Source organism: Nocardia sp. NPDC023852 (assembly GCF_040639505.1).
Classification (GTDB): domain Bacteria; phylum Actinomycetota; class Actinomycetes; order Mycobacteriales; family Mycobacteriaceae; genus Nocardia.
The window spans coordinates 375,834-392,360 of sequence record NZ_JBFAAB010000003.1; the positions used below are offsets into that span (position 1 = coordinate 375,834).

12 protein-coding genes are annotated in these 16,527 nt (G+C 64.8%); 9 read left to right on the forward strand and 3 right to left on the reverse strand.

What is annotated here, in order from left to right; genetic code table 11:
* The 5 genes from AB0H00_RS09325 to AB0H00_RS09345 all read left to right on the forward strand — a co-directional run bounded on the left by AB0H00_RS09325 (position 1) and on the right by AB0H00_RS09345 (position 9,513).
* Positions 1-2,172, forward strand: a complete 2,172-nt coding sequence (locus tag AB0H00_RS09325) for an acetate--CoA ligase family protein (protein WP_357263324.1) — start codon at positions 1-3, stop codon at positions 2,170-2,172.
* Positions 2,165-2,965 (forward strand): crotonase/enoyl-CoA hydratase family protein, encoded by an 801-nt coding sequence (locus AB0H00_RS09330; RefSeq protein WP_357263326.1) that lies wholly within the window; start codon positions 2,165-2,167, stop codon positions 2,963-2,965. Before AB0H00_RS09325 ends, AB0H00_RS09330 begins: the two co-directional genes overlap by 8 nt.
* A 37-nt stretch (positions 2,966-3,002) precedes the next feature.
* Complete coding sequence (locus AB0H00_RS09335; protein WP_357263329.1) at positions 3,003-3,428, forward strand: HEAT repeat domain-containing protein; 426 nt, start codon at positions 3,003-3,005, stop codon at positions 3,426-3,428.
* Between the two features lie 338 nt (positions 3,429-3,766).
* Positions 3,767-5,158, forward strand: coding sequence for a hypothetical protein (locus tag AB0H00_RS09340; RefSeq protein ID WP_357263332.1), 1,392 nt, complete (start codon positions 3,767-3,769; stop codon positions 5,156-5,158).
* A gap of 173 nt (positions 5,159-5,331) precedes the next feature.
* On the forward strand, positions 5,332-9,513 hold the full coding sequence (locus AB0H00_RS09345) for a serine protease (RefSeq protein ID WP_357263335.1): 4,182 nt from the start codon (positions 5,332-5,334) through the stop codon (positions 9,511-9,513).
* A 3-nt stretch (positions 9,514-9,516) separates the two neighbouring features.
* Here the strand turns inward: AB0H00_RS09345 and AB0H00_RS09350 are convergent, their stop codons facing one another.
* The 3 genes from AB0H00_RS09350 to AB0H00_RS09360 all read right to left on the reverse strand — a co-directional run bounded on the left by AB0H00_RS09350 (position 9,517) and on the right by AB0H00_RS09360 (position 11,757).
* Positions 9,517-10,191, reverse strand: coding sequence for an RNA polymerase sigma factor (locus AB0H00_RS09350; protein ID WP_357263338.1), 675 nt, complete (start codon positions 10,189-10,191; stop codon positions 9,517-9,519).
* 31 nt (positions 10,192-10,222) lie between these two features.
* Positions 10,223-10,720 carry a hypothetical protein gene (locus AB0H00_RS09355; protein WP_357263340.1) on the reverse strand — a complete coding sequence of 166 codons (498 nt, stop codon included), beginning with the start codon at positions 10,718-10,720 and terminating at the stop codon, positions 10,223-10,225.
* Between the two features lie 800 nt (positions 10,721-11,520).
* Positions 11,521-11,757, reverse strand: coding sequence for a hypothetical protein (locus tag AB0H00_RS09360; RefSeq protein WP_357263343.1), 237 nt, complete (start codon positions 11,755-11,757; stop codon positions 11,521-11,523).
* 671 nt (positions 11,758-12,428) lie between these two features.
* On the opposite strand from AB0H00_RS09360, the gene AB0H00_RS09365 reads away from it, so the two are divergent.
* The 4 genes from AB0H00_RS09365 to AB0H00_RS09380 all read left to right on the forward strand — a co-directional run bounded on the left by AB0H00_RS09365 (position 12,429) and on the right by AB0H00_RS09380 (position 16,495).
* A complete protein-coding gene (locus AB0H00_RS09365; RefSeq protein ID WP_357263346.1) occupies positions 12,429-12,680 on the forward strand; it encodes a ribbon-helix-helix protein, CopG family in 252 nt (83 codons plus the stop codon).
* On the forward strand, positions 12,677-13,111 hold the full coding sequence (locus AB0H00_RS09370; RefSeq protein WP_357263349.1) for a PIN domain-containing protein: 435 nt from the start codon (positions 12,677-12,679) through the stop codon (positions 13,109-13,111). Before AB0H00_RS09365 ends, AB0H00_RS09370 begins: the two co-directional genes overlap by 4 nt.
* A gap of 1,009 nt (positions 13,112-14,120) precedes the next feature.
* Positions 14,121-14,318: a hypothetical protein gene (locus AB0H00_RS09375; RefSeq protein WP_357263351.1), complete on the forward strand. Its 198-nt coding sequence runs from the start codon at positions 14,121-14,123 to the stop codon at positions 14,316-14,318.
* Positions 14,315-16,495 carry an N-6 DNA methylase gene (locus AB0H00_RS09380; protein WP_357263354.1) on the forward strand — a complete coding sequence of 727 codons (2,181 nt, stop codon included), beginning with the start codon at positions 14,315-14,317 and terminating at the stop codon, positions 16,493-16,495. The genes AB0H00_RS09375 and AB0H00_RS09380 overlap by 4 nt, the downstream gene beginning before the upstream one ends.
* Positions 16,496-16,527: the final 32 nt, after the last annotated feature.

Genomic DNA, 16,527 nt, shown 5'->3' on the forward strand with positions numbered 1-16,527 from the left:
ATGACCAGCATCGACGAGCACACATCCCGTCTCGACACTCACGCCCGCACCGCACTAGAGCGGCTGTTCGACCCGCATTCCATCGCCATCGTCGGCGCGTCCGCCAATCCGGCCAAGCGCGGGTTTCAGGCCATCCGAGCTCTGCAGCAATCCGGCTACGCCCATCCCATCTACCCGGTCAACCCGACAGCACCGCAGATCCTCGGACTCGGCGCGTACTCGTCGATCGATCGGCTCCCCTACAGCGTCGACGTCGCGCTGATCGCTGTGCCCGCCGCCGCAGTCCCCGACGTGCTGCGCCAGTGCGCCGCCGCCGGTATCGCCGGAGCCGTCGTGCTCGCCAACGGTTTCGGAGAGATCGGGGAAGCCGGCGCCGAACTCGCCGCCGCGCTCGCGGCGGCGATCACCGAGACCGGCATTCGGGTCATCGGTCCCAATACCTCCGGCCTCCTCAACGTGTTCTCGGGTGCGAATCTCGTCGGCCTCGAGGACGTTCCGTGCGGACCGATCAGTGTGATCACGCAGAGCGGGAACATGCTGCTATCGCTGGTCAATGACGATCGCGCGATCAAAGGCCCCGGTTTCCACGCCTACGTGGGACTGGGCAATCAGGCCGACGTCCGCTACGACGAATGCCTCACCGAATTCGCTCGCGATCCGCGCACCGGCGTCGTGGCGATCCATTCCGAGGGATTCGTCGACGGGCGGTCGTTCCTGGTCGCCGCCGCTCATGCCGTGCGGGATAAACCGGTTGCCATGCTGCGTGGCGGACGGTCGGAAGTGGGGCGCCGCGCCGCGCGGTCGCACACCGGCTCGATCGCCGGATCGGACGCCGTGGCGACGGCCGTGCTGCGGCAGGCCGGGGTGGAACTCGTCGACCGCTCCGACGAACTAGCGGTCGTCGCAGGCGCTTTTGCCACCTGCGCCCCGATCGCCCCGGGGCGCAAGGTCGCGATCCTCAGCGATGGCGGTGGCCACGCCACGTTGGCCGCCGATGCCCTGGCGGCCCGTGGAATCGAACTGGCCCGGCTCGGCGAGCGGACCCAGCTGCAGCTGCGGCAACTGCTCGGCGACGCCGCCGCGGTGGCCGATCCGGTCGACGTAGCAGGCGCCACCGACACCGACCCGATGGTGTTCGCCAAGGCCGCCGATATCCTCATGCGCGATCCCGAGGTCGGTCTCGTGCTGATCATCGGCCTCTACGGCGGTTACCACCTGCGATTTGATCCCGAACTGCGCGAGATCGAGGACGTCACCGGCGACATGTTGCTCGCGCTCATCGCCGAACACGGCATCCCTCTGCTGATCCAGAGCTGCTATGCCGGTTTCGAGATCGCCAACCACGATCGCCTTCGGGCCGGTGGTATACCGGTGCTCAGCTCCATAGATCACGCCGTGCGGGTCGTGGCGGCCCTGGAGCGGCGTGGCCGCCTGCTGGCCGATGCCGCGCAACGATCCTCACTCGTACTTCCGCCCGCGGCCCCGGCCCTCGAAGGATCAGGGCTTCTCGACGAGCCGACCGGACGGCGGGTGGTCGCGGCCGCTGGAATCGACGTCGGCGCCTGGGCATTCGCTCGCACCATCATGGACGTGGTCGCGGCCGTCGCCGAGTACGAACGGCCGTGTGCGCTGAAAGTCGTTTCTCCGCAAGTGATCCATAAATCCGATGTCGGAGGGGTCCGGCTCGGGGTGGTGGCCTCCGATGCGGCCCAGCACGCCCAAGCGATCATCGACTCCGTGCATGCCCACGTGCCCGATGCCCACATCGACGGTGTGATCATCACCCCCATGGCCGATGCCGGTGTCGAATTGCTCGTCGGCGCCACTCGCGATCCGATCTTCGGGCCGGTGGTGGCCTTCGGCGGCGGTGGGGTGATGGTCGAGGCATCGCGGGATGTCGCATTCCGGGCCGCTCCCTTCACCGAGCTCGAGGCACGCGAGATGATCGACGAGACGATCGTGTCGCGCATGCTCGACGGCTACCGTCATCTTCCGGCGGTCGACCGGCACGGGCTGGCCCGATTCCTTGTCCGCATCGGCGATTTCGTTGCCGCGCACCCGGAGATACTCGAACTCGATCTCAATCCGGTGATCGCTTCCAGTTCCGGATTTTTCCTTGCTGATGTCCGAATCATCTTGTCGGAGAACGCATCGGGAGATGGCAATGAGTGAACCGATCCTGATCGACCGAATCGGCCATGTCGTCGTCTGGACACTGAACAACCCGGCGGTGCGCAACCCGATATCCGAAGCCGACACCATCACCGCCCTCGAGGACGCGGTGACAGCGGCCAATCGAGACCACAGCCTGCGGGCGGCGATTCTCACCGGTGCGGGGTCGGCGTTCTCTTCCGGCGGCAACGTCAAACAGATGCGCGATCGGGCGGGAATGTTCGGCGGCACACCGGCGGAGCTGCGGCAGGGGTACCGGCACGGCATCCAGCGCATCCCGAAAGCCTTGTACCAATGCGAGATTCCCACGATCGCCGCTGTCAACGGTCCCGCTATCGGCGCAGGCTGCGATCTGGCGCTGCTGTGCGATCTGCGGATCGCCGCCAGCACCGCGGTATTCGCCGAGAGCTTCGTGAAAGTCGGTCTCATTCCCGGCGACGGCGGCTCCTGGCTGCTGCCGAGGGCGATCGGCATGGCCCGAGCCTGCGAAATGGCTTTCACCGGTGAATCGATCGACGCGCACACCGCTCTCGATTGGGGCCTGGTCTCCCAGGTCGTCGAACCCGACGCTCTCCTCGACGCGGCCCACCGGCTCGCGGCCCGGGTGAGCGCCAACCCGCCGCACGTGCTTCGGATGACCAAGCGCCTACTGCGCGAGGGTCAGCACCAGGGCATGGAAAGCCACCTGGAGCTGGCCGCGGCGATGCAGGCCGCCGCTCATCACACCGAGGATCACCGGGAGGCGGTCGCAGCAATGCTGGAGCGCAGAGCGCCTGATTTCACAGGGCGCTGAAGGGACGGCGCCGCCGATCCGCCCGACCTGACTTACCATGAGCCGCAGCGAAGGAGTGTATGGAGCGCATCGGATTCGCGAGAGCCTGAACTCGTCGGAATGGGATGTCCGGCGCGCCGCCGCGCGCGCACTCGGCACACTGCTCCCCGATTCCGACGCGCTGTCCGACTTGACCGCACTGCTTCGCGACGAGGACATCGCCGTACAACAAGAAGCCGCGGAATCTCTGAGCCGATACGGCGGCCGAACCGGGCTCGCGATCGTCCTCACCGAACTCGGGCTACGCGCCGAGGACGCGGACGCGGACGCGGACTATATCGCCTACCGGCTTCGCGAACTGCAAATCTTCGAACAGCTGCCGATACTGCGCACCGCGCGTGATATGACGGCCGAGCTCACCGCCGACGCTCGCGCCGGACTCGACCAACTCGAAGAACTGTTCGGCACACACTTTCCCGCTTGACCAGACTGGACCCGCTTCCGAGCCCCAGTCGCCGACGTTTGTGATGCGGGCCGAGTGGTCGACTCCGTCGCCGTCCCAACCTTTCGCGTCCCAACACGGTTGATCCCGCTATCAGCACGTTCCCGAGTCGGACAGGGTAGGGACAGCCATGGGAGACATCGGACCGGTTCGTCGGCGCATCGAGGTGATTCCGGAGACCCGACCGGTACTGCCGGTTCCGCACGAACCGGAGACTCCGGAGCGACCTACGGTGCCGGAGCCCGCCGCGTCCCCGCGTGAACCCACACCCGCGCGGTGATCCAGCGTGATACCCAGCCTTTTGCACGCAGAGGTGATTCGTGAACACGGCACAGGACTCGCGGGACCGAGCCGCGGTGGCGCGGATATTGGACGCGTCCGATCGGCCGGTGGGGACCGGGTTTCTCGTCGGTCCACAGATGGTAGCCACGTGCGCGCACAGTGTCGCGGCGGCAATCGGTGGCGATCCACACACCCTGCTGCGACCCTATGTCCCCGTCGGGGTGGATTTCCCGTGGCATGCTCCCGGCGGGCGGGTAATCGCCCGAGTGCGCGGCTGGGTGCCGGAGTATGCCGACGGTTGTGGCGATATCGCTGTGTTGAAACTCGATGCCGCACCACCGGCAGCAGCGAGTCCACCCTCGATGCGAGGGACCGACGGCATGACGGCCACCGGATTTCGGATGCTGGGAGTAAGGAACAGCGGATTCGGTATCGTTGCCGTGCGCGGCGACTTCCGGACCCCGGCATCGGGTATGAGTGTGGTAGCGCTGGAAGTCACGCACGAGATACCACCTATCTCCGACTGCTGCAGTGGCGCCCCCGTATGGGACGGCGCGGCGAACACAGTGATCGGTATGGCGACGGTCCCGGACCGGCGATCGGTCACCCGCACCGCCTACATGATCCCGATCGAGGATGTGCTTCGCGTCGTCGGTTCCCTGCAAGCCCGCGATGCCGACGTGGGGAAGCTCTACGCCGAGCCGGATCCCGCCGGCGAGCCGGTGATCGGCGTCTACGGGCTCCGGACGTTCACCGTCGACCACGGGAAGCTGCGGCCGGTGTTCGAGCGGGGAGACAGCACCGCGTGGCGCGACGGAACGTGTATCGCCGAGTGCAGCAAGGGCGCGCGGCATCAAGCTCCGGCCGACGGCTGTACCTGTGGCGTGTACAGCTTTCGAGATCTGAACCACCTGCGGCGGCAGTATTCGGAGTCCGCCACGATCGTCGGTGTGATTGCGCTCGAGGGCCGGGTGGTCGAGGGCGGCTCCGGTTGGCGAGCGCAGGCGGCGCGTGTCATTGCGTTGTGGGAGCAGGCCCCCGGAGTGGTGGACGTGTTACCGGGGGTCAAGCGGTATCGACAGGTGGATGACATGGTTCGTGCCTATTCGGGCCTCACCGTGGGCAGCTCGTCGGAAAGTGCCGCCCCCAGACATGCCTCGCCCTCGCCCTGGCCTGTCCCGTTGCGGACTTCGCTGTCCGGTCCGGCCTCGAGACCTGTTCTGCCGAGGCCTGTGGCAGCGAGCCCGACACCGCCGCGGCACCAGCGGTCAGCTCGAACAGCACCGGCCGGTGTTCTCGAGTTCGCGATCCCCCTCCTCGTTGCAGGAGTGCCGCTGGTGATCTTGGTGTTTGCGCACGGACTGGTCGTCGTCCTGATCGAAATCTTTGTCATGCTGGCCGTCATGGTGGCAACAGTGCTTGTGGATTGAGGCCTTCCGTGCGCGCCGAAGTCCGTTCGGTCCGCGGGTAATTCCGTCTCCTGCCCGTGCTCGGCGACGATTCCTTCACACCATCGGCGGATTTGCTACGCTTGCCGAACTTTCCCGGGAGGGCTCGACGCGTGCAAGGGATTGCGGACACCGGTCGGCTCGGCTGGGCCTCAGTGCGGATTCTAACGCCCACCGGCGATGTGGTCGGCGCGGGATTTCTGGTGCGGCCCACTCTGATTGCGACGTGCGCGCACGTCGTATCGGCGGCGCTGGGTGGGGAACCGACGGACGACATTGTGCCCGAAGCGCCTGTGGCCGTGGATTTTCCGTCGGCAGGTGCCACAGTTCCGATACTCGCCCGGATCCGGCACTGGTCCCGCGTCCGCGAGGACGGCCGCGGCGATATCGCCATCCTGGAGCTCCTCGCTTCGCCGCCGGATTCCATTGCGCCGCTGCCGTTCTGGCCCGCCCGCCAGCCCTGGGGTGGCGAGTTCCGGATGTTCGGATTTCCGGCCGAGATGCCCGGCGGCGTCTGGGTGTCCGGCGAGTTTCGAGCCCCGCAAAGCCAGGGCTGGGTGCAGCTGCAGGCAGCGACCGGCGGGCAGCCGATCACCGAGGGGTTCAGCGGCGCCGCCGTGTGGGACACCGAGGCGCATGCCGTGACCGGAATGGCGGTCGCCGCCGACCGCCGCCGCTACACCCGCACCGCGTTCATGCTTCCCATCGACGAGGTGCTGCGGCTGAATCCGGCGCTGCTGTCGAGCCCGTATCGCGGTATGGCGCCGTTCGACGAGGAGCACGCAGAGTTCTTCTACGGGCGGGACGACGATATTGCGCGGGTGCGGGAGACGCTGCGGCAGACCGGTTTCGCCGCGGTGGTCGGACGTTCCGGCACCGGGAAGTCCTCGTTGATCCGAGCCGGGGTGATACCGCGATTGCGGCAGCAGGGGTGGCAGGTCGCCGCATTCCGGCTCAGCGGCGACGCCGCGACGGAATCCGGAGTGCGCGCAATCGGTTCCGGCATCGCCGCGGACGAGCCACTCTCGACCTGGTTGATCGAGAAGGCTGCGCCCGCGCCCGACGCCGATGAAGCGGCCACACTGCTGCAACAGCTTCCGCTGTACGGCACGGTGTTGTTCGTCGACCAGTTCGAGGATCTGGCCGTGGCGGCCCCGCGGCAGGCCCGTGCGCTATTGCAGGCGTTGCTCGAGCTCACCCGCGCCGACACCGAGGGACGTCTGGCGATCGTGCTGACGTTGCGCTGGGACGCGCTGGACGACCTACTCGACGCCGAACTCGCCGAATTCCTCGGCGGCACAACAGTTGCGGTGGCCCCGCTGAGCCGTGCCCAACTGCGCGACGTGATCAGCCGCCCCGCCACCCGTGCCGGAGTGATGCTGGACGATGCGGTGGTGCAGCGGCTGATCGACGGTGTTTTCGACCAGCCCGGCGGTTTGCCGTTGCTGGCGTCGGTGCTGTCTGACCTGTGGGCCCGGCACACCGGCGGCCGGATCACCCTCGCCGACTACGAAAAAGTCGGCAGCGTGGAGGTTTCCATCGCCCGGCGGGCCGAGCAGGTCATGGCGCAGTTCACCGATCCCGCCGACCGGGCCGACGCGGAACGGCTCCTGAAGCTGCTCGCGGTGCCGACCTCGAGCGGCGCCGGATTCCTCCGAGCGGTGCTGCCGATGCGGGAGTACCCCGAACTCCGCGGTGTGGTCGGGCGGCTGGCGCTCGACCGCCTGGTCGTCGTCGGCCGTGACAAGAACGGCGCGGACACCGTCGAGCTGGCACACCAAGCGCTCATCGATAACTGGGAACGGCTGCACGACCTGCTGCAGTCCGACCGCGAGTTCCGCGCCTGGCAGCAACACCTCGCGCAGGACCTGGACAACTGGGAACGGCGCGGTCGCGAGCACGACGCGTTGCTGCGCGGTACCGCTCTCGAGACCGCGAGGGACCAGCTCGAAGCTCGGAAATCCGATGTGCCGCAAGCACATCAGGAATTCATCGCGGCCAGCCGCCGGCTGCGCGGGCGGGAGGTGCGGCGCCTGCGAGTGGTGACCGCAGCGCTCACCGTTCTGGTGGTCGTGGCCACGTCGATGGCGGTGGTCGCCTACCGGAGCAGTGCGGCTCGCGCGGCGCAGTTGCGGTTGCAGGCGGGGCGCAGCCTCGCGGCGGAATCCATGCGGGTGGCCGACTCCGACCTGGACAAGGCGCTGCAATTCGCGCAGGCCGCAGCGCGGTATGCGCCGGACGACGACATGGTGCGGACGGCACTGCTGTATCAACAAGTGCGGATGTCGTCCGTCACGGATTACCGGACAGGCCTGTGGCGCGATGCGACATTCGGGGCGGCAAGTGGCGACGGGGCCGAGGTCGCGGTCGCCGAGGGCCGCGACGTCACAGTCTGGGCCGGTGTGCTCGGCGATGAGCCGATGCCGTGGCGACTTCCACCGACCGCCGGTAAGGTCGCCTCGCTGAACCTCAGCCGGAACGGCTCCGCACTCGCCGTGGTGACCGACGATGGTGCGGTCGCCGTCTGGGATGTACGAAACCGCACCGGTCCTGCGTTGGTCCGTCCGCCGGAGCCTGCGCCGTTGCTGCCCAATGGCGTGTCGACCGGCTGGGATCAGACCGGGCGCTGGCTCGCGGTGCGACTCAACCGAGCGCAGGTCCAACGGGCAGAGCTTCAGCAGGCACAGCACACCGACCTGCTGGAGGTGTACGACATGGCGGGTGCCGGGCCCGTCCTGGTCTCTTCCCCGCCTCCGCTGGGAGATTTCGCCCAGTTTCCGGACTATGTCGACCCGACCGGCAGCATGATCGCGATGCGCGAGTCGAAAATCGGGATCACGCACAACGTCGTGCGCGACGCCAAGACCGGACAGCCGATTCGGGAATTGCCAGCCGGTAATATCACCTCGACCGGCCTGGTCGTCGGATGTTCCGGCGACCAACTGGTCGTCTCGGACGCGTTGACGGGGGCCGAACGTCTGCGGACGCCGCGCGGCTCGGGCTCGACGACCGAGGACTGCAAGTGGGCCGTCGATAGCAGTGGACGGTACGCGTGGTCGACGAGAATCCTCGCCGGCGATACTCTCGGCCAGACTCACCTCATCGACCTACGGACCGGCCAGGCCTTCGCCGTCCAAACAGCCAGCCCTCGGGATATGTCGGCCACGGTACTGGTCGCCCCTGCCGACGACGGCCCGAGGCTGGCACAGTTCACGTCGAGTGGCCTGCTCCGCTTCGCGCCTGCCGTGGCGATCTCGGACATGAACGTGTTCGCCGGACCGGCCACCGAACAGCGGATTGTCCGGTGGAGTCCCGACGGCTCGTTCGTTGTAGACGTCGCATGCGGCCCAGAAGCTGCGAACGCAACGGTGCGCGTCGTCGAAATGACCCCCGCCATAAGGGAAGTCGCGCGTATCACGGTGACCCTTGCCGTGCGTGGGTCGATTCCGCCCGAATCTGCCTACCGGATGACTGCCGACGGGAAGCATTTCGTCGTGGCCGGTGCGACGGGTGGCATCACCATCTTCTCGCTGCCCGGACTCGCTGTCGAGCAACGTATTTCGTTACCTGTCCCGCCCGAACTCGGACCTGGACTGCGGCGACCGACATCCATCATGCAGCCCGGCGACGACGAGTTGGCCTTCTTCCATGCGGGCTCGGTCACCCGGTGGCGGATCAGCGATGGGAAACAGCTCGGCCACACCGTGCGGACTTGGCGCGACATCGACGAACTGGTGTGGATGGTACGGGCTGGCGCGCAGGCGGCCCTCGTCCCGACGCACAACGACCAGTACTTCACCGAGAACATCGACGGCGATACCGTCCGGGCCCTGGATGACGGACGAGTACTCCGCTCGGTACCCGTCAAACCGATTGATCGCGGCAAGAGGCAGGATGCCTTCGTCAGCCCTGCCGCTCCACAGATATACATCAGGTACGAGTCCGGGGAAGACACCGTGGAGAACTTCGACAGCGGTGTGGAATCTCCTTCTGCACAACCGTTTCCATCGGGCAATGGGGTTGGCATGACCGATGATGGTCTGCTGGTGGTTGATCACCTCGGGACACTGGAGATCTGGGACTTCGATCGCAGCGCAAAGCTCTTCGATGTGAAGATCTCGGACCAGCGGTACGGGGATCTCTCCGGAGATGCCCTGTACGCGCTGAATCCCGGCAGGTACTCCGGCAGCGGAGGTGTCGGACGGTACTCGATCAATCTCGACCGTGATGACGTACTGGGACGGCTCTGCGCGATCAGTGACCGCGAGTACACCCAGGCCGAACGGGACGAGCTACCCGTGGGTGCCGACAACACCCCACCCTGCCACGGGATCTGACGATCAAGCGACGTGCTCTTCGAGGTATTTTCGGACGCGCAACAGCCCGTCGTGGACGTATCCCTTGACGGTGCCCTCCGCCACGCCCATGACCCGAGCGGTCTCTTTGTAGGTGTTTCCCTCGTAGGTGTAGATGATGACCGCCTCGCGTTCCCTCGGCGGCAGTGCGTCCAATAGCCGGATCAGCATGTCCTGCAAGGCGATCATGTCGTCGAACGGCAGGCCGGCATGGTCGGCGAGTACCGAAAGGCGTTCGTGTCCGTCGGAATCCAGCCTTTCCCGGTCCTTCGAGGCCCGGACCATGGCATCCTTCACCAGGTTTTCCGCCGTGGTCCACAGGTACCTCCGGAGCCCTTCGACGTCGGTGATGTGGTCCGGCCAGCGTGCGTACACCCGCATGAACGCGGTCTGCACTATGTCGTCGGCGTCGGCGCGGCTACGCGTCAACTTGGTGATGCGGGCCAGCAGCATCTCGCTCGCCGACTCGTATGCCTCCACCAGCATTTCGGCGAATGCCTGCTCCCGCTGCTCACCACCGCGGGCGATCCGGATGACGGCCGATCCGGTATCGGCGGTGAGCAGCGAGAGTGGAGCCTGCGCACATTCGTGCAACACCACACGCAGCAAGGCGGCAAAGGAAATATCACGGGCCTGGGCGGGATCGAGTGGCGCGCTCATGTGGTCTGGCTCCCTGTCGTCTCTCGGTATCTTATGCCTGATACTCGAGCCACCGCGTGGTCGATGTCGCCAAGGTCAGGATGATCGTGGCGATGGGGAACACGGCCACGAATATGGCGAACAGCGGGCTGCCGATTACACCGTAGTCATCGGAGGCTCCGGCAACAGCAAGCACGACCACTGTCTCGATGATGCTGTAGGCGATGTCGACCGCACAGCCGATGACGATCAGCCGACGGGCCGAGGCATGCTTGCGAAACATCTGGATGCCACCGGCAAGCAACAGCGAACCGGCGAGCAAGAAGACCGGGATCGAGATCGCGAAAAGCAATCGCGCCCCCTTGGTTTCGCCCTCCGCGTCGAGGTCGCTCAACATCGCTATCCCGGCGATGAGCACAAGAATACTCAGCAGCCGGTGCGTACCGCCGAGGCAGGCGAGCACCCCGGCCGTGATGGCGGTCCCGCCGCCTGGCGGCGGTGCCGGGTGTGAATGGGCAAAGTCGTCAGGGGCGGTGGGGCTCTGCATCATGGCGGATTCCTCCTATCGAACTGGATGTTCGTAGGGATCAACCGCCGTGGGTCACGAAACGTTGGGTCCGTAAGAAGGTTTTCATGGAATCGCGGAGAACCTATCTGATCTGAGCGTGGCCGACCACACTCTGTCTGGCGGCGATGCAGGCCGGCGACAGATCCGGTGTGGTGAACGTCCGACCAATCGGCTCCCCACCCCGCAATTGTTCGATCGTGCGCCGGACGAAGACAACTGGAACGCACAATTGGCCGGGCAGCCTCGGTTGGTGATCAGCGCCGAGACGGCGCTGGCGGCGGTTCGAGATTCCTGGGCGCGTATTACGGAGTGACTGCGAAGCATCGGCCTTGCATGCCAGGATCTGTCTGGCGGTCTGTGATCGTTTCACCATTTCCCGCTGCGGACGCTGCACCGACCTCGGTCTTCGCCGATACCGGCGCTCACGCGGTCCCAATGCGTAGCGCGAGTGCGTTCTCGACCAGCGTGTGGGCAGCATTGCCTGGGCCGCTTGCTCTGCTGGTAGGGCGAAAAGTCCTCTCGTACAGGGCAATCTCGGACCGCCGGGGCACGGTGAGTTCGGCGCTCACGGTCTCGGTGATGACGGGCCTCGGCCGTACAGCACCAAGTTTGTTGCGGGAGAGCGGTACTCGGCATCGGGCGGGATTACCCCGAGCCAGAGGTCGGGCCGCTCCGGCTTTCCGATCAGGGACTCGAGCTGCGCGCCATGACTCAACCTTGCGATGGCCTTCATATGCCGCTACTTCGCGACCGCTGCCTCGCGGGGCGAGGTCTCCCGAGGTCTACCGGCAGGCGGACGTCTTGGCTATTTCCGCACCGGCGACCGCGGCCTCGGCCCGCCCGATTCCTTCCTTATTGAGATGGCTGCGAGCGTACTGCAGGTCCGCTTGTGCCCTGTTCAGGTTGGCGCGAGCTTCCTCGCAGGTCATCGCGGCCGCGGCGGTCCCGCTTGCCGACACACCGATAGCGGCGAGGAGGGCGACCGCGCCGAGAACCGCGCCGATCCTGGACTTCGTCATTGTGGATCCCCTGTCATCGGTATCTGCCGCTCCTGGTCAGCATCGGTGAAAGATGCCTTCTCGCAGTACCTTTGCCGACCGAACCCACGGATCAGATTTACTCGTTCCGCATGACGATTCGTGCTGACGGAACACCGCGGTCGGCCCGGGGCGAATGGATGTCTCCTCATGGGTTGGCGCGGACGCCGAAGATCTCGTTCATCGATTCCGTTGTCAGGACACCGGATTCGTGAATGCGGACGTGATCGCTGACAAGGTAGTGGGAGTAGATGTCGATCATCGGGCAGGCGTCGAAATATTGGCCCTTCGCCGGGCCGGGATGCCTGTCTTATGGTCTGTGGACGTAGTGTGTGACGGGCTGACGGCCGGCCCTGAAATCCCGCGAGTTGCCCGGCCTGGTTGCCCATGTTCTGTGTTTCCTGAGGGCTCGTACCAGGGCAACGGTTTGACCTGCATATATCGGTTTTTGGTGGTGATCCGAGAGCGATGCACAGGTCAGGAAAACCTGCTGACCCGCGGAAACAACGTCACAGCTATGTGCCCTCGGCAGGACACGCAAAACCATGGGCAACCAGAAAAACGCCTTGTCATCGTGGGTTTATACCGGATCTGAGGAGCGCGGGTGATATGTTGCGCTCGCCACAAGGTTATGGTGCGGGTACCATAACCTTATGGGTCTGAAGAAGACGACGGTCATGGTCGACGAGGCCGACCTCGAGCTGGTGAAGAAGGCCGCGGCACGTGAAGGGCGGCCGGAGTCCGAGTATTTTCGTGAAGCTTTTCACCTGGCCGCGATACGCACTCGCCGATGGGATGAGGAGTGGGATATCCCCGTACTCGACTACGGGCATGCGGTGTCGGCGGATGAAATCGATAGCACTGTGCGAGAAGCGATCACCAACACCGAATCCGATGCTGGATGATCGTGATCGGCGACACCTCAGGTCTGGTCGCCGCTTTCAACTCCGCGGATCCCGAGCACGTCTGCGCGCGCGCAGCGCTGCAGCAGGCGGCGCTGACCATCGTCTCTCCACTCGTGTTGCTCGAAGTCGAACACATCACCACCCGAAATCTCAATCGTCGAGCCGCATATGCGGTGAATGATTGGTTATTGGCGCAAGAGCGCACCGGACGCATCGAAGTGCCCACGGTCTCGGCGGACTTGTTGCGGGTCGCACGCAGGGTGCAGAACAGATACCTGGCCTTGCGCCTGGATCTCACAGACGCCACCAATGTTTCATTGGCGGAACGATACGAAACCGTGGCGGTATTGACACTCGACCGACGTGATTTCCGCGCAATCAGCCCGCTCACTGGTGATGCCGCGTTCCGCCTGTTGCCCGATGATCTCTAGTGCCGTGTCGAGCAACGTTCGGTAGGTAATCCGGATGGCGAATTCTCGAGCCTATGGAGAAGTCCCGTATCAGGCTGCCGTGCTGGTTGCGCCACCGGATGTAGCTGGCAATGGCGTCGTCCTGCTCGCCGTGGCTGCGATGGTCGGCGCACCATTTGCACACCTCGCGGCGCTTATGAGCGAAATGGTTGTCCAGGATCAGGTACAGCTTTCCCTCGGACCCGCAGCGACTTCAGGAACGACACTAACTCCGTCCAGCGTTTCCGATCCCGGAATCCAGTAGTACACGCGCCCGGTGGCCAGGTCGAGGGTGCCGAACATATGCCGCACGCCCTCGCGCAGGGTTTGTGCCCTCGGCGGGGCACATCGAAGTAGATGGGAACGCGGGTGACCTGCCCATATCTTCCGGTCAACTTGTGATCGAAGCCGATTTCTCTCCTGTTGAGTAGAGTTTGGCGCGGGCTGGGACGTTTGCGTGGTCTGGAGCGGTCCCGGCCGCTTTTCGTTGCTGCACAGGCGCGGAACAAGCGCGCGCCGCTGGGGCGGTCGCTACTTTCGGCTTTCCTTGTCTGGTCCAGGCGCGGGATCACCGCGATGACAGGTGGTTGCGTCGGGCTGTTGTGCGTGAGTGGTCGCAGGCCGTATGTACCGGTGGACAGTAGACGGCCGACCCGCAAGCAGGGCTCATCGAGCGCTCGGTTTGAAGCGCGGCCGCTCCTCTGTTGATCACTGCCCTACGTCCCTCATCGAGCGACGCCTCGACGAGCCTGGCGGACCTCAAGTTAACAGTTGTCGGTAGGGCTGTGGCGCGCGCGATGCTGCTACTCAGCTGAAATGTTCAGGTAGAGGTAGTTTTATCCCAGGTCGGAGATGTGTCTATTTCCGCTGCTGGAGTGATGTAACAGTAATTGCGCATGGCAATGCGCAAAACTCGTTCGTTTCTGTGGTGCATAGCGTGATGCTCATGCAGGCGGGGTCGTTCTCGCCTTTGGTCATACGGAGGAGTTCGATGTTCCCATCTGTCCGAGTCCTACTGGCGGTGGTCGCCATCCTGATCGGGGGGCTCGTAGGAGTCGTCGCTGGAGTCCTTGCGGTTGCGGATGGCGCCTCGACGGCATCGGCGGTCAAGAGTGGCGGCCGTGCTTTTGGCGCAGCGACCGCGTTGGCGTTGACGTTGATTATTTTCATGTTCGGATTCGGGCAGTGAACATCACCGAGGGGCGGGTCGTGTCGCGGCGGGAGATCATGACACTGGGTGGTATCAGCAGCCAACTGTTGTCGACGTGGAAGCGACGGCACGCCAGCTTCCCTCGCGCGCGGTCATCGGAAGAGGGGGAGTTCTACGTCCTCGCCGAGGTGATCGAGTGGTTGAGAGATCGCCCGATTCCCGCTGCAAGCCTCTTGCCCAGCGATGAGCTGCCAGGTTCTACCTACGCCGATCGGATAGCTCGGAACTCCCGCACACGGGCGCCTTCCCGATCTAGCCGACCGGTAACCAGCGATGGTTCTGTTCGAGCGCGTTCCGGTCACGCCAACGCCATCGCCGAACTGTACGGGCCGCTAGCCGAGAGGATTAGCGGCGGCGGATCATCAACGGAATATCTGCAACTCGTCCTTGGCGCGGTTTTTGTACGTGTCCGGGATCCTGAGAGCTGGGGGGAAATCAGTCATCTGGCCGAGCGTGCAGTCGCACAGCCGCATACCGAACCAGCGATACTCCTCGCCTCAGTGGCAGCGGTCATCGACCGCGTTATGCGTGAGCGCGGCGTGTTGCCCGGGCTTGGCCCAGTTTTCGCGCGGCTACGCCCGACTGCGGTCGGGGACGTGGCCCAGGTTCTGCGGACCTGTCGCGAACTAGACCGCAGCGCGTTCCCAGCACTGCTCGATCGCTTCGTACTGTGGAGCCCGCGGGCTAACAACGAGTTCGTCACACCCGCTGGCATCGTCGAGCTCGTCACCGCGACCGTGGTCGGCGATGCTGCTGATGGCTTCCGCTGTCACGATCCGCATATGCGATTTGGTGAGTTCCTGTCGGGAGCCGCTGCTGGGGCGGAGAACGTCAAAGTATCCGGCGCTGGCCGCGACAGAGAGCAACTGCGAGTGGCGGGAATGAGTAGCGCCCTCCAAGGTGCTGACGTCACCGGATTGCTCCAGAGTGCTGCAGCACCGCTAGGGAGTTCGGTGAATCGGCCGGTCGGCGTTGACTTCGTCATGACCAACCCGCCCTTCAACCAGAAGACATCGGGTGAATGGCCTGCGCCGAACGGGTACTGGCCCTTCGGAAAGCCTCCGAAAAAGAACGGCAACTTCGCCTGGCTGCAACACGTGTACGCGTCGCTCAAGAAGGGCGGGGGTCGTGCAGGGGTGGTCATGCCGAATCAGGCCGGGACTTCCGAAGACCCGGCGGAACTGTCCATTCGTGCGGCGATGATCGATGCAGGGGTCGTGGAGTGCGTTATCGCTCTCCCGGCGGGGCTCTTCGCGACAACTCCTGTACCGGTGAGTATTTGGATCTTGACCCACTCGAAGAAAGTTCGAGATTCCGTCCTGCTGATCGATGCGCGTTCGGTCGGCGAAAAGAGAAGTGGTCAACGGTATCTGAGCGAGCACGACGTCCAGACCATCGTCAACTGTCATCGCGCGTGGGTCTCGGGCAGGACGGAACTCGGGTCCGTGAATCTTGGTCGCGGCAACATCGCTCTTGCTGTTGGTCGCGATGAGATCGGGCGTCGCGGATACTCTCTCAGCCCCGCTGACTACCGCCTGATTCCTGGTGAACCTACCGCCGCGAAAATGGTTTCTCTCGGCGAACTCTGCGATGTCAAGGCCGGGCCTTCCAACGATATTGTCAAGACTCTGGACATCGTCGATGAGGGCGTCCCGCTGATCGCGCCCGCGCAGCTGCGGCACCGCCGCGTCGCGGCTGACCATGCCAGGCGTGTACTCCACGCCGATGCCGACCGGCTGAAGCGATTCCGCGTCCAGGCGTCAGATATTCTGTGTGTCAGAACAGGAACTCTCGGCCCCTGTGCCCTTGTTGATCCCGGCTGCGAGGGGATGCTGTTTTCGACGGGGTTGATCCGGCTACGGGTTGAAGTCGTCGATGTGGTCGACCCGCGCTATCTCATCGCTTTTCTGTCTCTCTCATCGACCGTAGCGTGGATCGAAAACAAGGCTGCGGGAACTTCCATCCCATCGATTAGCTCCTCGAACCTCAGCAAGTTGTTCGTACCGTTGCCCTCGCTAGGCGAGCAGCGACGAATCGGAGCCGAGGTAGCCGCCTCAGATGAGGAAATTGCATTGCTGCACCGGAAAGTTCAGGACCTCGACAAGCAGCGAGTCGATACAGCGGTCGCTCTCTTCGCGAACCTGCCCCGCGGATGAGGACTCGGTGATGCAGCAGTTGTGAAGTCGGT